Here is a 19176-nt window from a genome sequence, read left to right as displayed (position 1 = left end):
GCAACATTCCGAACCCGGAAGCTAAGCCCAACAACGCCGATGGTACTGCACCCGACAGGGTGTGGGAGAGTAGGAAACCGCCGCAACCACACCACAAAAAAGGGGGTGGGGGGTAGAGCCTTTGGAAGGAGGGAACACGTTCGTGTTCCTTGCTTCCCGATGCTCCCCCCCCCACCCCTCTTTCACACACACCAATGTCTGCAAGTGGTGCACCAGACACGCCAACACACAACCGGGTGCAAACCCGGATCACCACACACACACGCACAAACCCAATCTCCAACGACAACGAGTGGCGCACCAAACACAGCAATCAAGTCCTACGTCGCCCAGTTTCTTAGCTCCAAGGTGAAACACTGGACTCTATGACCGAATCGCAGAATTCATCAGAGTCGGCTTTAGCTCCTGCCTTGGCCGATGCAGATCCGCACTCGCCGCAACTGCTTCACAACGTCGCAGACCCTCATGAGGCCCTTCGGGAAGCTCATGACCGTCTTGCCCATCAATCACAAGTCGTACTCAGACTTGGTCAGATGCTCCTCGCCTCGGGCGCAAGTGCGTATCGTGTCAAAGCATCAATGGCGACTCTCGCCCATGCGGTAGGAATCTCAGAACACCGTGCGCAGGTCACCTATACAGAGATCATTGCAACCTCATATGCGAACGGGACTTTCCGCACGGGGCTCGCCGAGCAAAGGACCATGGGGGTCAACGCAGATCGTATCGACCGTTTGAACAATCTCGTCGCCTCACTCAAGGGCAGGACGGTCCTCGCAGAGGATGTCGCACGCTCCCTCGACGAGATCGAAAAGGCAAAGCCTCTCTACGACTGGTTCTTAAACGCCGCAGCCTCTGGCCTTGCTTGCGCCGCCTTCTCCTTCTTGAACTCCGGTGGATGGGTGGAGTGTTCGGCGGTTGCCGTCGCGGCCTTTTTTGGTCAGGCGATGCGCCGACAGATGCTGCATCGGCGGATGAATCACTTCGGTGTCTGGATGGCCTGTGGAGGCCTAGCAGCCTTCATCTACATCCTCCTCGTTGCTCCTGCTCAGCAGTTCCTCGGCCTCGAACCCACACACCAGGCGGGCTTCATTTCTGCGCTCCTCTTCCTCGTCCCCGGCTTCCCGCTGGTCACAGGCATCATCGACCTGGTGCGCCACGACTTCCAAGGGGGGATTGCCCGCTTGACCTATGTCTTTATGCTCTTGGTCTCAGCGGGAGTTGCGACATGGACGGTCTCGACCCTCTTCCACTGGTCCGTGACCCCGGAGTACTCCTATGTGCTGCCGCTGTGGCTCTTGTACATCCTCAGGGCCCTGACAAGTTTTGTCGCGGCCTTCGGTTTCGCGTTGCTGTTCAACTCGCCCCTGAAGGTCGCCGCGGTAGCTGCCACGATTGGCGCCCTCATCAACACGGCTCGTCTCCTCCTCGTCAATGAAGCTCATATGCAGGTGCCTGCAGCGGTTGGTCTTGCCGCTTTAGCTGCGGGTCTACTCGCAACCTTCGCGGCCTCGAAGACTCGTTTTTCTCGAGTAACCCTGTCGGTACCTGCCGTCGTCATTATGATCCCGGGCGTGCCCCTGTATCGCTCTCTCACCTATCTCAACAACGGCCAGATGATCGAGGCTCTGACGGCTCTGTTCACCGTTATCTTCACAATCGTCGGCATCGGGATTGGGCTTGCAGTCGCCCGCATGCTCACTGATCGCAATTGGCTCCAAGAAGCCCCGATGGTGGGTGTTCCCGCCCTCGAGCCCCTCGAATAGTTTCTCCCTGCTCGAGCCCTGAGCAAGTTGGGAAGGACGAGGACGACCACTGTGCCCCAGAGGGCGAGGACGGGGGTGCTTTGCCTCAGCGGGCAGAGGACGAGGCCGAGGACCCTGTGTATCAGGGCAGGGCATATTCTCGGACGCGCCGGTCAACGCCCGCGGATATAGTCCCAAGAGTTTTACTGGGCAAAGACAAAGCGGCAGTTGAGAATTGCTCAGCCCCGGGGGTACACACGAGCGCAGGTCGAAGCGCCAAGGAGGACCGAAGCACACACCAGCGCGCAAAGGAGCACAGAAAGCGCCAGAAAAGCGTCAGTAAGAAAAGACCCAAGAGCACAAATACGAGGGAGGTGCTCAGTACTGAAGCCACAGCACTGAGCACCTCCCCGCATAGGAACCCGAAGGGCGCGCCTCACATACCGCCGAGAATCTGGGCGACAAGGATCTTGCCGACCATCGCAATCGGGTAGATGAGCGCATAACCGAGGGCGACTCGCGGATCGGAGTTCGTACGACCATTCGCGAAGGCAAGAACCGCAGGCTGAGTCTGAGCGCCGCCGAGCAGACCTGAAAGCTGCGTGCCACCCATCTTGAAGATCCAACGCATCGTCACGTAAATGCCGACCGCCATGATCGTCGTCATGATGAAGCCGAGCACTGCAATCTTGATCCACGCGCCAGAGGTGAAGGCATGGGCGATCTGTCCGCCCGCATTCGCGCCGGCCTGCGCGAGGAAGACCAGAAGCCCGAGCTCAGAGAGCACTTGGCTCGCAGTGAAAGGAAGAGCCGTCACAATCGGTCCAATGCGGCCCAGTCGGCCGAAAATCAGACCGACGATCAGGGTGCCCGCAGCAGAGCCGATCGAGAAGTACTCGCCCGAGGGAGTGAGGATCGGCAGCTCACCAATCGCGATGCCAAGAGCCATGCCCAAGCCAAGTGCAATGGGGTTGAGATCGGAAAGCCCACGAGCGGAGTCACCGAAGAACTTCGTGATCGCTTCCATTTTCGAGGTCGGAGCGACAACGCGGACTCGGTCGCCCTGCTGGAGGACCAAGCCGGGCTCGGCGACCATATCGACGTCACCACGGCGCACACGCGAAATAGTGCCCGAGAACTGAGTGGCGAAATCCAGGTCGGCAATGGTCCGACCGGCGACCTTCGGATCCGAGACGGTGACGCGACGGAAATCGAGGTAGCTACGGTCCTGCATGAGCGAGTGAGAGGAGGCGTGGCCGAGTTCTGTGGCGGCGCGTGCAACGAGTTCACGAGGCCCGACAACGGTCACGAGGTCGCCCTGATCGAGGGTGTCCGACATGGAGGGGCGGGTGATCGGGCCGGTTTCTCCACGGCGCAAACGAGAGAAAGTGACCTTCGAACCGAGCTTTTGGTAGATATCGCCGACGAAAGGATGATCGTCGCGCTCAACACGGATCGTCCGGTTCGCAAGAGGCGATGGCTGGTCGCGGTCGTTCTTGCCGTAAGCGAGGGCCGCCATTGAGGCGATGAGCATGCCGATAACGCCGAAGAGGTAGGCGATGGAATAACCGACGGTCGCAGTGGCGAGATCACCGGACGCTTCACCCGCGGCATTGAGAGCAGGAGTGTTCGTGACGGCACCGGCGAAGGTACCGGAGATTAAGGCGATATCCATGCCCATCGCTTTGCCGACGAAGAGGCCGGTGGTCGCGGTGAGAACGTACAAGAGGACCACCGCGAGGATCGGGCCGGTTGCGGTCTTCAGGTTATGGAAGAAGGAGGCGCCGGAGTTGATGCCGATCGCGAAGGTGAAGAGGGTCAGGCCCAGGGTACCGAGCTGCTTCGTCACGACGAGCTCAATGCCGTAGGCCTGAGCCCAGGCAGCGAGTGCGATCGCGAGGAAGAGAACTGCGGCAGCTCCGAGGCCGATTCCCTTGACCTTGACATGACCGAAGGCCATGCCGACGCCGATAAGGAGGAAGAGAAAGAGGACTGGCTGATCGGCCAGAAGCGAGAACACTGTTTCCACAGTCTTGAACTCCGATGTCGTGTGTCGTTGAGGACTCGGGTGCATTATCTCGCGGATCACGATTCTTCCCGTCGGTCCATCGTCCCAAGAGTAAGAAGGAATATGGTTCCGAAGTGTGAGACGTCTCAAGCGAGCGCCCGGGCGCGCTCTACGGTAGAGACGTGCTCAACATTCACGCGCTCGGAATTCGCGTCCTGGTCCTCGTACCCGGGCGTGCGGTTCCTGCTGTGTGAAAACGGATGGATCGCACGCCCAATCCCCAAGGCAAAGGCCGCTGGGGATTTTTTCATGAGATCCACCGATGAAACGAGAGGACCACACAGTGAAGGACACTGCGGCAACACAGACGATGAGCGGCGCTCAAGCGATCGTCGCGAGCCTGGAGGCTCTTGGCGTGAGCGATGTTTTCGGCATGCCCGGCGGAGCCATCCTCCCGACCTACGACCCCCTGATGAGTTCGAAACTCCACCACATCCTCGTGCGCCACGAACAAGGAGCCGCTCACGCAGCCGAGGGCTACGCTCTGGCAAGCGGAAAAGTCGGGTGCGCGATCGTCACCTCGGGGCCGGGCGCGACGAACACCTTGACTGCGATCGCCGACGCGAACATGGACTCCGTCCCCATGGTCGTCATCTCCGGCCAGGTCGGCGCCTCCTTCATAGGAACGGACGCCTTCCAAGAGGCCGACATTGTCGGCGCGGCGATGCCCCTCGCGAAGCACTCCTTCCTCGTCACCGATCCGAAGGACATTCCCTCCCGGATCGCAGAAGCCTTCATCATTGCCTCTTCGGGGCGCCCCGGTCCGGTCCTCGTGGATGTGACCCGCTCCGCTCAGACTGAGTCCCTCGAATTCTCCTGGCCACCGGCCATTGACCTTCCGGGCTTCAAGCTGCCCGCTAAACCCCACAAGAAGCAGGTCCGCGCAGCCGCTGAAGCGATCCTCTCAGCGAAAGCCCCCGTGTTCTACGTCGGCGGTGGCGTGATCCGCGCGAATGCTTCTCAGGATCTCGCGCGCCTCGTCGATGCGACGAACGCACCAGTCGTCACGACCCTGACCGCCAGGGGCGCCTTCCCCGACTCGGATCGGCGCAACCTCGGTATGCCCGGAATGCACGGCACCGTCCCCGCAGTGGGCGCCCTGCAAAGGGCCGACCTCGTCATCGCCCTCGGGGCGCGTTTCGATGACCGCGTCACCGGTCGACTCGACTCCTTCGCCACAGGAGCGAAGGTCGTACACGTCGACATTGACGCCGCTGAAATCTCGAAGAACCGCTACGCCGATGTGCCGATCGTCGGTGATCTCGCTGAAGCGATCCCCGCCCTCGTCACTGAGATCACCGCCTTGAAGAAGAAACGGAAAGCGGCGGATATTTCGCAGTGGTGGGCCTACCTTGAGCGCCTGAAAGAGGAATATCCGCTCGGATGGGTCGACCCGGAGGACGGGATGATGGCCCCGCAGGAGGTTTTGGGGAAGCTGTCGAAGATCGTCGGACCTGAGGCGATCTACGTGACCGGTGTCGGACAGCACCAGATGTGGGCCTCGCAGTTCATCTCCTACGAAGAGCCGCGTCACTTCCTGTCCTCGTGTGGACTGGGCACCATGGGCTATTGCATTCCGGCGGCCATGGGCGCGAAAGTCGCCAAACCTGACACAGTCGTGTGGGCGATCGACGGAGACGGCTCCTTCCAGATGACGAATCAGGAGCTCGCAACCTGCTCGATCAACAAGATCCCGATCAAGGTCTGCCTCATCAACAACTCCGTGCTCGGCATGGTGCGTCAGTGGCAGAACCTCTTCTATGGGCAGCGCTACTCGCACACGACCCTCAACCCCGATGACGGCGAGCAGATCCCGAACTTCGAAATGCTCGCCACCGCCTACGGGATGGCAGCGAGAACCGTGCGCTCCATCGACGAGGTCGACGAAGCGATCGAATGGGCGATGTCCATTAACGACCGGCCGGTCCTTATCGACTTCCGCGTCTCCAAAGAGTCGATGGTGTGGCCGATGGTCGCCGCAGGCGTGTCAAACGATGAAATCCGCTACGCACGGGACATGGCTCCCGATTGGGACCTGGAGGACTGAGAAATGGCTGAGATGCATACGCTTTCCGTTCTCGTGGAGAACAAGCCCGGCGTCCTCATGAGGGTTGCCGCACTCTTCGCGCGCCGCGGCTTCAACATCAAGTCCCTCGCCGTGGGGGAGACGGAACACCCCGAGATCTCGAGGATGACGATCATCGTCGAGGTCGATGAAGCCCCCTTCGAACAGGTGACAAAACAGCTCAACAAGCTGGTCAACGTCATGAAGATCGTCGAACTCGATCCGGAGGAGAAGGTGGAACGCCGCCTCATCCTCTTGAAGGTGCGCGCCGACGAAACCCGTCGCACGAGCGTCTTGCAGGTGGTCGACCTATTCCGAGCCCACGTGGTCGATGTGCAGACCGAAACGGTCGTCATCGAATCCATTGGCTCCCTTTCCAAGCTGGAAGCCCTCTTGCATTCACTTGAGCCTTTCGGCGTCACTGAAATCGTCCAATCGGGCGCCGTGGCCATCGGCCGCGGATCGCGTTCGATCACGGATCAACTGAAGGAGAAATGACAATGACCGAGATCATCTACGACGATGGCGCTGATCTGTCGATCATCCAGTCCAAGAAGGTCGCCATCATCGGCTATGGCTCGCAGGGTCACGCTCACGCCCTCAACCTCAAGGATTCGGGCGTCGATGTGGTGGTCGGTCTTCGTCCCGGCTCCTCCTCCTGGGAGAAGGCCGAGGCCGCCGGCCTTGAAGTGAAGGACGTCCCCGAAGCCGTCAAGGAAGGCGATGTCGTCATGATCCTGGTCCCCGACCAGGTGCAGCGCTTCGTCTACGCCGAGCAGATCGCCCCGAACCTCAAGCCCGACGCGGCCCTGTTCTTCTCCCACGGCTTCAACATCCGCTACGGCTACATCGTGCCCGAGAAGGGACACGACATCTGCATGGTCGCCCCCAAGGGCCCCGGCCACACAGTGCGCCGCCAGTTCCAAGACGGCCGAGGCGTTCCCGCCCTCGTCTGCGTTGAGCAGGACGCCTCAGGTCAGGCGCTCGCCCTCGCCCTGTCCTACGCGAAGGGCATTGGTGCGACTCGCGCCGGCGTCATCGAAACGACCTTCACCGAGGAGACCGAAACTGATCTCTTCGGCGAGCAGGCGGTCCTGTGTGGCGGCGTTTCGCGCCTCATCCAGTACGGCTACGAGACCCTCACCGAGGCCGGGTACATGCCTGAGATGGCCTACTTCGAGGTCTGCCACGAACTCAAACTCATTGTTGACCTCATCAACGAGGGTGGTCTGACGAAGCAGCGCTGGTCGTGCTCCGACACCGCCGAATACGGCGACTATGTGTCCGGCCCGCGTGTTATTGGCCCGCAGGTGAAGGAAGCGATGAAGGAGGTTCTCGCCGATATTCAAGACGGGACCTTCGCGAAGCGTTTCATCGCCGACCAGGACAATGGTGGCCTCGAGTTCAAGGCTTTGCGCGCTGAGGGTGAGAATCATCCGATCGAGAAGACCGGTCAAAAGCTCCGCAAGGCTTTCGGTTGGACCTCGGTTGACACTGATTACACCGACGGCTCCGCCGCCCGCTGATCTCGTCTTCCGCTTGTTACTGGGCGGTGCGGCAGTTTTGAGCTGCCGCACCGCCCAGTCGCGTAATGAAGCTCTCCTGAAACGCAAGGACCTCGAGGCACAAGGGCGTCAAAGCGGGGAGCCTTGGAACGCAGGGACGCCCTCCCCACAGCTCGTGGATGATTCGAGGACGGCGACCAGTGGGCGGACGAGCCTGAAGGGGGAGGCGCGCTTGCTGACAATTAGAGTCATGACGACTCTCAAGCTTGCAGTGATCCCTGGCGACGGCATCGGCAAGGAGGTCGTGCCCGAAGGCCTCAAAGTCTTGGGCGCCGTCCTCGAAGGCTCCGACATCACCCTCGAAACCACGAGCTTCGACTTAGGCGCGGATCGTTGGCACCGCACCGGCGACACCCTCACAGAAGATGACCTCGAGGCGATCAAAACGCATGACGCGATCCTGCTGGGAGCAGTCGGAGACCCCTCGGTCCCCTCCGGCGTGCTCGAACGCGGCCTACTCCTCAAGCTCCGCTTCGCCCTCGACCACTACGTGAATCTGCGTCCCTCGAAGCACTATGAAGGAGTGCCCAGCCCCCTCGTGGCCCCCGAAGGGATTGACTTCATCGTCGTGCGTGAAGGCACTGAAGGCCTCTACTGCGGCAACGGGGGAGCCGTCCGCGTCGGCACCCCCCAGGAGATCGCGACCGAAGTGTCAGTCAACACGGCTTTCGGTGTTGAGCGCCTTGTCCGCTTTGCCTTCGAGAAAGCGAACGCCAGGCCCGCGAAGCACCTGACCCTCGTGCATAAACACAATGTCCTCGTCAACGCCGGGCACCTGTGGCGCCGTACCGTTGAAGCCCTCGGAGCCGAGTACCCCGAGGTTCGCGTCGACTACTGTCACGTCGATGCCGCCACGATCTATATGGTGAGCGACCCGCAGCGTTTCGACGTCATCGTCACCGACAATCTCTTCGGCGATATCCTCACCGACGAGGCCGGGGCCGTCACCGGTGGCATTGGGCTCTCCGCCTCCGGCAATATCAACCCAGAGGGGGCCTTCCCCTCAATGTTCGAACCCGTCCACGGCTCCGCCCCCGATATCGCGGGACAGGGTAAAGCCGATCCGACCGCCACGATCGCCTCCGTTGCGCTCCTCCTCGATCACATCGGACGCGCCGACCTCGCCACAAAGATCGAGGCCGCCATTGAATCCGATATGGCGGCGCGAGCCCAGGCAGCAGCCACAGGGGTTCCGCTCTTGCGCTCGACTTCGCAGATCGGCGACGCCCTCGTCGCAGCCCTCAACTGAGCCGGCAGATCCACTCGGAGTTCTCTTTTCCCGCCTCCCGCCCAGGGGTCACATGACGGAACCCGGGCGGGAGGGGCGCATTACGGCAATATGCTGGAGGCAATCGATTCCTAGGAGCACCCATGTCGACAATGCACGTCCCGACAGAACTCGAAGCTCTTTCCGAGCTGGAGATCTCCACCGCTGAGGAACTCGCAGGCCGATTCCCCCTGACCCCGAATGAGAATCCGGCCTCCCAAGCCGACTATGAACAGGTCATGTCCGAACTCACCTTCGGCAACAAGTTCACCGATCACATGGCGCACATGCGCTGGACGAAGGAAGAAGGCTGGAGCGAGCGAGGAATCATCCCCTACGGCCCACTCGCCCTCACCCCCGGTGCGGCCGTCCTACACTACTCACAAAGCGTCTTCGAAGGCATTAAGGCCTACCGTCACGCCGACGGCTCCATTTGGACTTTCCGCCCCGGCTACAACGCTGCGCGCCTCAACCATTCGGCTTCACGTCTCGCCCTGCCGAAGGTTGATCGCGATGATTTCCTCGCCTCCCTCGTCGACTACGTCCGCGCCGATGAGAAATGGGTCCCCACAGGAGACGGCACAAGCCTCTACCTGCGCCCTCTTCTCTTCGCTTCTGAGGAGTTCCTGGGCGTTCACGCTTCCAGTGTCGTCGACTACTACGTCATCGGCTCCCCTTCGGGCCCCTACTTCACCTCCGGCTTCACCGGCGTTGCGATCTGGGTTGTGAAGGGCTACCACCGGGCGGGCCCCGGAGGCACGGGTTCTGCTAAGTGCGGCGGGAATTATGCGGCCTCCCTCATGCCGCAGCTGCAGGCGGCCGAGAAAGGCTTCTCCCAGGTCTGCTTCCTTGACACATACGAGGAGAAATACCTTGAAGAACTCGGCGGTATGAACATGTTCGTCGTCATGGCTGATGGCACTGTCCGCACCCCCGAGCTCACAGGCGTCATCCTCGAAGGCGGCACCCGCTCTGCGATCTGCAAGATGCTGCGCTCTCAAGGCACACCCGTGCGTGAAGAGATGATCGCTCTCGATGAGCTGGTTGCGGGAATCCGCTCGGGCGATGTCGCGGAGGTTTTCGCCTGCGGCACGGCGGCGGTCGTCACTCCGATCACTCGCCTCGCGAACGACGACTTCGACGTGGAACTCCCGGTCGGCGAGACCACGAAGCGGATCCACAAGCAGCTCACCGACATTCAAATGGGCTACGCGCAAGACCCCTTCGGGTGGATGTACCGATTGGTGTGAACGAATGCCCTGCAGACGTCCAGCGTGCGGTCTTCGCAGGTTCGGGGTAAGCGCGACTCCTAGGCTGAAGCCAGCACCCGAATGAAGGAGAATCCCATGAGCCGCCAGCTCCGTTCCGCCACATCGACCCACGGCCGCAATATGGCGGGCGCCCGTTCCCTCTGGCGGGCAACAGGCATGGGCGACGAGGATTTCGGCAAACCGATCATCGCCGTCGTCAACTCCTTCACCGAATTCGTCCCTGGCCACGTCCACCTGCGCAATATCGGCAAACTCGTGTCCGATGCGATTAGCGCGGCGGGAGGAGTCGCCAAGGAGATGAACACGATTGCGGTCGATGACGGCATCGCAATGGGCCACGGCGGGATGCTCTACTCCCTGCCCTCGCGCGAACTCATCGCGGACTCCGTCGAATACATGGTGAACGCCCACTGCGCAGACGCGATGGTCTGCATTTCGAACTGCGACAAGATCACTCCCGGAATGCTCATCGCCGCGATGCGCTTGAACATCCCGGTTGTCTTCGTGTCGGGAGGCCCGATGGAGGCCGGGAAGAACATTGATCCTTCCGCGATTATCGGCCCCGCGCACAGCGGTCACGGCAACCTCGTTACCGTCATGAACGCGACGGCCAATGATTCGGTCTCCGATGAAGAACTCCTCGCCATCGAGAAGCTCGCCTGCCCGACCTGCGGCTCCTGCTCGGGAATGTTCACCGCAAACTCCATGAACTGCCTGACCGAAGCGCTCGGCCTGTCCCTGCCGGGCAATGGCTCAACCCTCGCGACCCAGGTCGCACGCCGCGATCTGTTCGTGCGAGCCGGCGAACTCATTGTCGACCTGTGCAGGCGCTACTACGAGGAGGAAGACGACTCGGTCCTACCCCGTTCCATTGCGAGCGTGGAGGCCTTCCGCAATGCGATGACCCTCGACATGGCGATGGGCGGCTCATCCAATACGGTCCTCCACTTGCTCGCCGTCGCACACGAAGGCGGAGTCGACTTCGACCTGGAGGACATCGCCGAACTCGGCCGCAGCGTCCCCTGCCTGTCGAAGGTCGCACCGAACCACAACGACTACCACATGGAGGACGTCCACCGGGCCGGAGGGATTCCCCGAATCCTCGGTGAACTCGACCGAGGCGGCTTCCTCTCCCACAAGGTCCACACGATCCACTCGCCCTCGCTCTCCCAATGGTTGGGGGAATGGGACCCGAAATCTCAGAGCGTGTCTGACAAGGCCATCGCATTGTGGAAAGCCGCTCCCGGTAATGTGCGCACCACCGAGCCCTTCTCAACCTCGAACCAGTGGAGCGAACTCGACCTGGATGAAGTACAGGGCTGCGTGCGCGACATTGAACACGCCTACACCGCGAAGGGCGGCCTCAGCGTCCTTTCCGGCAACCTCGCCCCCGAGGGCGCGATCATCAAGGCCGCGGGCATCGACCCCTCCCTCTTCCACTTCGAGGGCCGAGCCCGCGTCATGGAATCCCAAGAAGAAGCGATCGAGAAGATCCTCGACAAGACCGTCCAGGCCGGAGATGTTGTTGTCATCCGTTATGAGGGGCCTGCAGGGGGCCCGGGCATGCAGGAGATGCTCTACCCGACCTCCTTCATTAAGGGACGAGGGCTCGGCAAAGCCTGCGCACTCATCACCGACGGCCGCTTCTCGGGTGGGACCTCGGGAATCTCCGTGGGCCACATCTCCCCCGAAGCCGCTGACGGCGGCCTCATCGGTCTCGTTGAGGACGGCGACCGGATCATCATCGACGTGAACGAAGGACTCTTGCTCCTTGACGTGCCCGAAGAGGAGATCGAAGCTCGTCGGGCCCGTGAAGAATCGCGTGAACACCCCTGGACCCCGAAGAGTCGAGACCGCCTCGTCTCTCCGGCGCTCCAGCTTTACGCGGCCACCGCGATGTCCGCATCGAAGGGCGCCGCACGAGACGTGTCGCGCGTGCTCCGATAAGGCCCGGCACATCAAAGCCCTACTCGGACTCTTCTGAGTTCTTCTTCCTTTGAGTTCTTCGTCGACAGGAACGAACATGCCCGAACACGTCGCACTTTACGACACGACCCTTCGCGACGGCGCCCAGCAGGAGGGGATCTCCCTATCAGTCGCCGATAAGCTCGCCGCCCTGCCGATCCTTGACGATCTTGGAGCCGACTTCATTGAGGGCGGCTGGCCGGGGGCGATCCCGAAGGACACCGTCTTCTTCGAACGCGCCCGCTCCATCCGGATGCGTCACGCGCGCCTGGTCGCCTTCGGTGCGACGACGAGGCCGGGAGTCGCGGCAGCTGAGGACCGGCAAGTGCGGGCCCTCCTTGACTCGGGCGCGCAGATCATCACCCTTGTCGCGAAGTCTGATGTCCGCCACGTTAAGAGGGCTCTGCGCACCAGCGAGGACGAGGGCCTGCGCATGGTGCGCGACACTGTCGCATTCCTTTCCGAGGAGGGGATTGATGTGATGGTGGACCTCGAGCATTTCTTCGACGGGCTTGCTTACGATCCGGACTACGGTATGTCCGTGATGATGGAGGCGGCGCTCGCCGGAGCGGTTGCGGTGATCCTGTGCGACACGAATGGCGGCAGCCTTCCTTCTCAGGTTTCACAGGCGATGAGGCGCGCGCGAGCAATCCTCGATGACGCCGGGTGTACGGGCGTCGTCCTCGGTATTCATGCGCATAACGACACGGGGTGTGCGGTCGCGAATACGATTGCGGCGGTCGAGGCTGGAGCTCGTCAGATTCAAGGAACCGTCAATGGTTACGGGGAGCGGACCGGGAATGCGAATCTTTTGACCTGTGCTGCGAACCTGCAGCTTAAGTGTGGATTTGACGTGATTCCTGAAGAATCGCTGGCGAAACTTGAATCGGTGTCGCGGCGTATATCGGAGCTCGTCAACATCGCCCCCTTCCCGCGTGAACCATATGTTGGCGATTCCGCTTTCGCGCATAAGGCCGGTTTGCACGCCTCAGCGATCCGCGTCGATCCTGACCTTTACCAGCACATCGATCCGGCCACTGTTGGCAACGGCATGAGGATGCTCGTTTCTGAAATGGCCGGAAAGTCCTCGATCGAACTCAAAGCCGAAGAGCTCGGCATTGATTTGGAGTCGCTTCCCAATGCTGCGGCTCGTATTGCCGTGAAGGTGAAGGAACGCGAGGCTGCGGGCTACACCTATGACGCGGCTGACGCCTCCTTCGAACTACTTGCCTTGAACGAGCTCGGGCGCCTCCCGCGTTTCTTGAGGGTCGAGTCCTGGAAAGTCATGTCGCAGGAGATCACCGAGGTTAAGGGCGAGCCTTTCGCCCAGTCCGAAGCGACGGTGAAGATCCACACGGATCGGCGCCATATCCGAACTGCTGAGGGCAATGGTCCGGTGAACGCCCTCGACCGGGCTCTTCGTCATGTCATGACTCGCGACTACCCCGTGTGTGCGGACTTTGAACTCGCTGATTTCAAGGTGCGTATCCTTGACGAGGAGCGCGCCGGAACCGACGCGACGATCCGAGTACTCATTGAGATGAGTGATGGTCATCGCTCCTGGTGGACTGTCGGTATTGGTACCGATGTCATCGAAGCGTCCTGGGAGGCTCTTTTCGAAGCCTACTGGTGGGGCCTGCTGCGTTCGGGAGCGGACTCCTTACTCATTGAATAGGAGCGGACTCTTTGCTCATTGAATAGGATGGCGAGGCCTCTTTCCCGGGCAGCGAGAACACGGCCTTGTCGGCGGGAGTGAGGCTCGCGCGCCTCTTCGCAGATGGGCAGTGAGAACGCACCCGGTGGAAAAGGAAGATTGCCACAAGGATGTGCCTGGCGCGATTCGGGTTCAGCCGATCGTGCGGGAGGCCCAGGGGGTGCAGGAATCAGCGCCCCACGGAAGGGATCAGCGGCGCATACGAGAATCAATGACGCGTGCAGGGAGTAGTGATGAAGGAAAAGAAGGGGAGACGCCCCTCAACTCGTGCGTTTGTGCTGTGATGAGGGAGAATCATCACCATGCATGGTGAATACAAGGTTCCCGGAGGAAAACTCGTTGTCGTCGACCTCGAAGTCGACCAGGACGCCCTCGTCGATGTGACGCTCTCGGGTGATTTCTTCCTCGACCCCGATAGTGCTCTGACACGGATGACGCAGGCCCTGGAAGGGGTGTGCGCCTCCGCTTCTGCGAAAGAGATCGCGGAGCTCGTCGAAGCCTCGCTCGAAGCCGATGACATGCTCATGGGCATCACCCCCGCAGCTGTGGGCGTTGCGGTGAGACGCGCCCTCGGGCATGCCTTGAGCTGGGAGGACATCGATTTCGAGGTCATCCACGGTCCAGTCGTTGACCCGATGGTCAATGTCGCCTTGGACGAGACCTTGGTTGAGGATGTCGCAGCCGGAAGACGCAAGCCCTTCATGCGATTGTGGGAATGGAACGGCCCGCAGGTCGTCATCGGCTCCTTCCAGTCCTACCAGAACGAAATTCAACCCGAAGGGGCGCAACGACACGGTATCTTGGTGTCGCGCCGAGTCACGGGTGGCGGAGCCATGTTCATGGAGCCTGGGAATTGCATCACCTACTCGCTGGTCGTCCCGACCGCCCTCGTCGAGGGGATGAGCTTCGAACAGTCCTATCCCTTCCTCGATCAATGGGTCATGGAGGTCTTGGAGAAGGTCGGAATCAAAGCGAAGTACGTGCCCCTCAACGACATCGCTTCCGAGGCCGGCAAGATCGGCGGCGCCGCTCAAAAACGCTGGTCGAATGGCTACATGGTTCACCATGTGACGATGGCCTACGACATTGATGCGGAGAAGATGAACGAGGTCTTGCGCATCGGCATGGAGAAGATCCGCGATAAGGGGACGCGTAGCGCAGTCAAACGCGTTGACCCCATGCGTTCACAGACGGGCCTTCCCCGAGAGACGATCCTCAAAGCGTTTTACGACCATTTCACGCAGAAGTACCGCGCGACCCCCGGTGAGATCACGGAAGCGGATCTTGCAAAGGCCGAGGAGCGCTGTGTCACGAAGTTCGCGACCAAGGAGTGGACGCACCGGATTCCCTGATCGGCTTGGGCGGCCTCGGTGAGCCGCGAGGGCGGAGCTTCCTGAGTGTTCGGCGGTGCTCAAACGCGAGGCCGACGCTCGCCGAACACTGCGGTGCCGATCCTCACGATGCTCGCCCCCTCCGCGATCGCCCATTCGAGATCTGCAGACATCCCCATGGAGAGTTCGAGGCCGCGCAACCCGGTCGCAGCTTCGGTTCGCTCGCAAATCGAACGCAGCAGAGCGTAGGCAGCGCGAACATCCTTTTCAATGGGCGAGTTCAAACCGACGGTCATGAAGCCGCAGAGCCTGAGGTGTTCGGCTCCGAGCGCTGCATCGACGAGGGCATCCACCTCGCTGGGGTGGCACCCGTGCTTGGTCTCTTCCCCGGAGACATTCACTTCGAGGAAGATGGGGACTTCCCGATTGGCTCGAGCATTGATCTTCTCAACGAGGACGGGACAATCCACTGATTCGATCACATCCACGCATCCCAGCGCGTGATTGATCTTGTTCGACTGCAAAGGGCCGATCAGGTGGAGCTCAGCTCCTTCGACCTGTCGGATCGCTGCGACGGTGTTTCGAGCCTCCTGGACGCGATTGTGGCCGAGCAGAATCGGACGGCCCAATTCGGAAAGGACGCGGGCGGCTTCGTAGCATTCCTCGGGGGTTCTCGTCTTCACTGCGAGTTCGAGTTTCACCGAATCTGGCCTGCCCGCTTTGTCTCGGGCGTTTTCAATACGTGCCAGGGCCTGTTCGATTCCGCTGCGGATGCTCATGGGATGATCCTAGAACGCGGTGCCCATGCCTGTGCCCGTGCCCTTGAACCCCGCCCCGGCGGAGGTGGGGGCCTCCGGGCGAAGACAGAGGATTACAGAGGGGGCGGGTGCTGATCGTCTAGATATCAGGCTGGAGTGCCGGATGCTCTGCGCGGGGGAGATGCTTCGCGCTGGGGAGAGGCTCCGCGCGGTGGAGGAGCCGTAAAGGGATGCCCCTCCGCGCCTTCATATGTCTGGGCCCCGTCCTCGTTCGTCGCAGTCCGCGCGTACTCGAGGCGAAGGCCTCTGAGCAGAATCAGGGATCACTCAGGGACACGCCTCATGTGCTTTCGCAAGAAGTGGAGAATAATTGAAGGCTCTGGTGAGTGTCACTCAGGCTTCGATAAGGAGGACGAAATGCGCACCCTGCTCAACATCATCTGGTTCCTCTTCGGAGGGGTGTGGCTCTGGCTCGGCTACATGTTCTTCGGGATCATTGCCTGCATCTTCATCGTGACGATCCCTGCGGGTATCGCATCCTTCAGGATCGCGAGCTACGTGCTCTGGCCTTTCGGTAAGCGCGTCGTCGACATGCCGAACGCGGGTGTGGGCTCAGCGCTCATGAACATCGTCTGGTTTTTCGTCGCGGGCCTATGGCTCGCACTCGGTCACGTCATGACGGCTCTGGCCCAGTCGATCACGATCATCGGCATCCCCGTTGCAATCGCGAATATCAAGATGATTCCGATCACCTGCTTCCCCTTCGGGAAGATGGTCGTCACAGATCCCAAGGCGATCATCTGATTGGACGAAGACCTCGCTGCTGGGCGAGAAGAGAGCAGAGCAGAAGAAAAGAATGGAGAACTTAGGGGCGATCGTGGTGATTGAGGCCTGATTGGGGCCTTGAACTTGGTGCTAGCAAGGAGGAGTGGCGCTCAGCGCCCTCACCCCTCTTCAAGACCAGCCGCAGGGATCGGCTCGCCCTGCGCGTCGAAACTTGGGGCATCGCCCTCGGGTCCGAGGGCAGGGACCTCAGGCACCCCGAGGGAGAACACCGTATCGTGGGTCACGATCCGTGCAATCTCAAGGTCGGAGGTGACGCCCTCGCCCGAAGCGAGAGCCGCGAGGACAGGGCAAAGGACTGGACGCTCACCCGCCCAATAGGAATCGATGAGCGTCGGAATGTACTGAGCACGCGTCACAACGAATCCACCCTCAGGGGACTGCGTGAAGACGAAACGGGCGGTCACGCCCTCGTGCGAACGCCGATACTCGAAGGGTGGCGTCGCCACCATGTTCCCCAGGCCGTAGACGACCCACTTCCCATTGACAATGGACCATGGCTGGACGACGTGAACGTGGTGCCCGTACACGAGGTCAATCGCATCACTGGCCGTGAGAGCCTCGGCGACCTCAAGCTGCTGGGCGTTCGGCTCGGCAACATACTCTTCGCCCCCGTGGACGGCTGCGAGCACGATGTCTGCGCCCGCCTCTCGTGCGGCCTGCGCCCTTGAGATCATGTCCTCCACGTCGAGGAAAGCGACCGACCATTCCTGCCCCTCGGGAAGGGGAATCCCATTCGTTGAATAGGTGCCGGACACGACCCCGATCCGCACCCCTTCTTGGCTCGTGTAGATCGTCGGGGTGGAGCGCTCTTCGGGAGAGCGGAAGGTCCCTGTGTGAAGAATCCCGACCTCGTCGAACTTGCGCAGAGTCGTCTCAATGCCGCCGAATCCTTGATCGAGTGAATGGTTCGAAGAGGTCGTGCACAGGTCCCACCCGGTTTCGGCGATGGCTGCGGCCACTTCCTGAGGGGCTGCGAAAACGGGATAGCCGCTCGGTTCTACACCTTCGGGGGCGAGGGGCACTTCCTCGTGACAGATCGCAAGATCTGCGCTTTCGATGGTCGAGCGGATAGGGCCGAAGAGGACGGAAAAGTCGTAGGGGCCGCGACCTGTTTCGTAGGCGACCTGGGCGGCGGAGTCCCACAGTCCCGAGTGCCAGAGGAGGTCTCCACTCATCACGACGGACAGAGTGCGGGGCTTAAAAGGCTGAGGTTTGTCTTGAGTCTGCGAATCGGAAGACTGAGGAGAAGCGGCGGATTGATCGAATTGAGACAGAGCGTCGATCGGACCCCCGGGCGCCAGCGGCAGGGCGTAGATGACCATGAGGACGCAGGAGAGGATGAGGGCGCAGATGAACGCAAGACCACTGCCGCGCGGAAGACGGAGACGAGGCCTTGGTGTGATCTGGGACATAGTGTGATCGTATCTGTCACCTCAAGAAAAGGTGCGCTCTACGCATCGCAAAGGCACATGAGTTCGCCTCTGCTACTTCGGGCTCGCTGAACTTGCTGAGGGGGCGAGAATCTACAGTCCTTCTCCTAGAAATGAAGATCTTCCCACCGATGGGTCCTTCTTTCCTTCGACCCGCTCAGCTGATCAACAGACGTCCCCAGTGAGGGGGAGCATATTGAGGCCCAGTCGCTTCGCCTCGGCAAGGAGCCTCGCATCGTGCGTTAAGAAAGTGACAGGATCTCGAGGAGAATCAATGGTCAAGGCCGTCGCAAGATGAATCGCATCAAGAGACTTTAATGATCCTGTGAGGGTACAAGCGCGTTCAACGACAGCATCGTCGATGGGGAGCAGGTAGAGCTCGCGGAGGTATTCATTGACATCATCAAGTGCAAGCCCGTTTCTGCGCATCAAACGAATCAGTTCGACTTCAAGGAGTCTGGATGAGGCAAAAAAGTTGTCCTTCCCGAGATCATGGAGGATCTGGTTCGCTTCCTGGGCATGTTCCTGGTTGAGGAAGATAAGGCCGACGAAGGACGTGTCGAGATAGATCACGACAGTTCCTCACGATCCTCAGCGAGGAGGCTCTCTAAGCTGACTCCCTCGGGCAAGGGGTGCACTGTCGGAACAAAATGCCCCTGTCGTGTCGGCACTCTGACCTTCCCCTCGCGCACGAGTCTTTCAAGAGGGGTTTCGTCCGTGTCAAGGGGCACGAGGCGCGCGACGGGGCGACCTCGGTCGGTGATAGTAACGGCGCGGCCGGAGTCGACGACTGCGTGGACGATTCGCCCCGAATGCTGGTTGAGCGTGCGCAAAGAGATCGTTGCTTCGAGGGAGAGGGGGGCGGCAGCCATAAGGCAAGGCTACCTCTCCAATGTTCTACATGTAAGACTTGCGTGTCATGTGAGAGTCGATTGCACGTCTCGAGACTGACGATGTCCGGCCACGGAGGGTGGTGTTTGCCGCCGTGCCGGTGCTGTGCGAAGCGCCTCGTCACATCCTTCGCCTATCCGACGTAACGGTCGCCGTTCGAAAACTCGAAGATGTAGATCCCGCAACGCTCCTCGCGGAATAGGGGTGTGACGCTCTCGAGTTCTCGCACGTCGTAGGAGCGGAACCTTGGGACGATCATCCGT

The 19176-nt window shown here is 60.9% G+C and carries 16 protein-coding genes and 1 rRNA gene; 11 read left to right on the top strand and 6 right to left on the bottom strand.

Annotated elements, in window-relative coordinates:
* Together rrf and JFX23_RS06700 are read left to right on the top strand one after the other, a co-directional pair.
* Positions 1-86: ribosomal RNA gene (rrf, locus tag JFX23_RS09695) — 5S ribosomal RNA — on the top strand; the annotation flags it as partial.
* A 324-nt stretch (positions 87-410) separates the two neighbouring features.
* Positions 411-1763, top strand: a complete 1353-nt coding sequence (locus JFX23_RS06700) for a threonine/serine exporter family protein (protein ID WP_416153023.1) — start codon at positions 411-413, stop codon at positions 1761-1763.
* A gap of 415 nt (positions 1764-2178) precedes the next feature.
* Here JFX23_RS06700 and JFX23_RS06695 read toward each other — a convergent pair whose 3' ends face one another.
* On the bottom strand, positions 2179-3816 hold the full coding sequence (locus JFX23_RS06695) for an aspartate:alanine exchanger family transporter (protein WP_005964587.1): 1638 nt from the start codon (positions 3814-3816) through the stop codon (positions 2179-2181).
* Between the two features lie 256 nt (positions 3817-4072).
* On the opposite strand from JFX23_RS06695, the gene JFX23_RS06690 reads away from it, so the two are divergent.
* From JFX23_RS06690 to JFX23_RS06655, 8 genes are all read left to right on the top strand, one after another.
* On the top strand, positions 4073-5857 hold the full coding sequence (locus tag JFX23_RS06690) for an acetolactate synthase large subunit (protein WP_198776259.1): 1785 nt from the start codon (positions 4073-4075) through the stop codon (positions 5855-5857).
* A gap of 3 nt (positions 5858-5860) precedes the next feature.
* Complete coding sequence (ilvN, locus tag JFX23_RS06685) at positions 5861-6373, top strand: acetolactate synthase small subunit (protein WP_198776258.1); 513 nt, start codon at positions 5861-5863, stop codon at positions 6371-6373.
* Positions 6374-6375: 2 nt separating this feature from the next.
* Positions 6376-7401, top strand: a complete 1026-nt coding sequence (gene ilvC / locus JFX23_RS06680; RefSeq protein ID WP_040314188.1) for a ketol-acid reductoisomerase — start codon at positions 6376-6378, stop codon at positions 7399-7401.
* Between the two features lie 229 nt (positions 7402-7630).
* Positions 7631-8689: a 3-isopropylmalate dehydrogenase gene (locus tag JFX23_RS06675; protein WP_198776257.1), complete on the top strand. Its 1059-nt coding sequence runs from the start codon at positions 7631-7633 to the stop codon at positions 8687-8689.
* 122 nt (positions 8690-8811) lie between these two features.
* The gene (locus tag JFX23_RS06670) at positions 8812-9957 is read left to right on the top strand and encodes a branched-chain amino acid aminotransferase (protein ID WP_198776256.1); all 1146 of its coding nucleotides are present in this window, start codon (positions 8812-8814) and stop codon (positions 9955-9957) included.
* A 96-nt stretch (positions 9958-10053) separates the two neighbouring features.
* Positions 10054-11925, top strand: coding sequence for a dihydroxy-acid dehydratase (gene ilvD / locus JFX23_RS06665; protein ID WP_198776255.1), 1872 nt, complete (start codon positions 10054-10056; stop codon positions 11923-11925).
* A 76-nt stretch (positions 11926-12001) separates the two neighbouring features.
* On the top strand, positions 12002-13618 hold the full coding sequence (cimA, locus tag JFX23_RS06660) for a citramalate synthase (RefSeq protein WP_005964561.1): 1617 nt from the start codon (positions 12002-12004) through the stop codon (positions 13616-13618).
* Between the two features lie 341 nt (positions 13619-13959).
* A complete protein-coding gene (locus JFX23_RS06655) occupies positions 13960-15009 on the top strand; it encodes a lipoate--protein ligase family protein (RefSeq protein WP_198776254.1) in 1050 nt (349 codons plus the stop codon).
* A gap of 59 nt (positions 15010-15068) precedes the next feature.
* Here JFX23_RS06655 and JFX23_RS06650 read toward each other — a convergent pair whose 3' ends face one another.
* Complete coding sequence (locus JFX23_RS06650; RefSeq protein WP_198776253.1) at positions 15069-15767, bottom strand: YggS family pyridoxal phosphate-dependent enzyme; 699 nt, start codon at positions 15765-15767, stop codon at positions 15069-15071.
* A gap of 396 nt (positions 15768-16163) precedes the next feature.
* Between JFX23_RS06650 and JFX23_RS06645 the strand changes: the two genes are divergently transcribed.
* Positions 16164-16550 carry a YccF domain-containing protein gene (locus JFX23_RS06645; protein WP_198776252.1) on the top strand — a complete coding sequence of 129 codons (387 nt, stop codon included), beginning with the start codon at positions 16164-16166 and terminating at the stop codon, positions 16548-16550.
* Between the two features lie 140 nt (positions 16551-16690).
* On the opposite strand, the gene JFX23_RS06640 is transcribed toward JFX23_RS06645, so the two are convergent.
* The 4 genes from JFX23_RS06640 to JFX23_RS09530 form a co-directional block, all read right to left on the bottom strand.
* Positions 16691-18004 (bottom strand): CapA family protein, encoded by a 1314-nt coding sequence (locus JFX23_RS06640; protein ID WP_198776251.1) that lies wholly within the window; start codon positions 18002-18004, stop codon positions 16691-16693.
* A 183-nt stretch (positions 18005-18187) separates the two neighbouring features.
* The gene (locus JFX23_RS06635) at positions 18188-18595 is read right to left on the bottom strand and encodes a type II toxin-antitoxin system VapC family toxin (RefSeq protein WP_198776250.1); all 408 of its coding nucleotides are present in this window, start codon (positions 18593-18595) and stop codon (positions 18188-18190) included.
* Complete coding sequence (locus JFX23_RS06630) at positions 18592-18894, bottom strand: type II toxin-antitoxin system Phd/YefM family antitoxin (protein WP_005964539.1); 303 nt, start codon at positions 18892-18894, stop codon at positions 18592-18594. Before JFX23_RS06630 ends, JFX23_RS06635 begins: the two co-directional genes overlap by 4 nt.
* 152 nt (positions 18895-19046) lie before the next feature.
* Positions 19047-19172 (bottom strand): hypothetical protein, encoded by a 126-nt coding sequence (locus JFX23_RS09530; RefSeq protein ID WP_269815699.1) that lies wholly within the window; start codon positions 19170-19172, stop codon positions 19047-19049.
* Positions 19173-19176 lie beyond the last annotated feature (4 nt).

The sequence above is a fragment of the Schaalia cardiffensis genome, from assembly GCF_016405145.1.
Lineage (GTDB): Bacteria > Actinomycetota > Actinomycetes > Actinomycetales > Actinomycetaceae > Pauljensenia > Pauljensenia cardiffensis.
The sequence above is the reverse complement of the archived record's forward strand: the minus strand, read 5'-3'. Positions and strand labels throughout refer to the sequence as shown.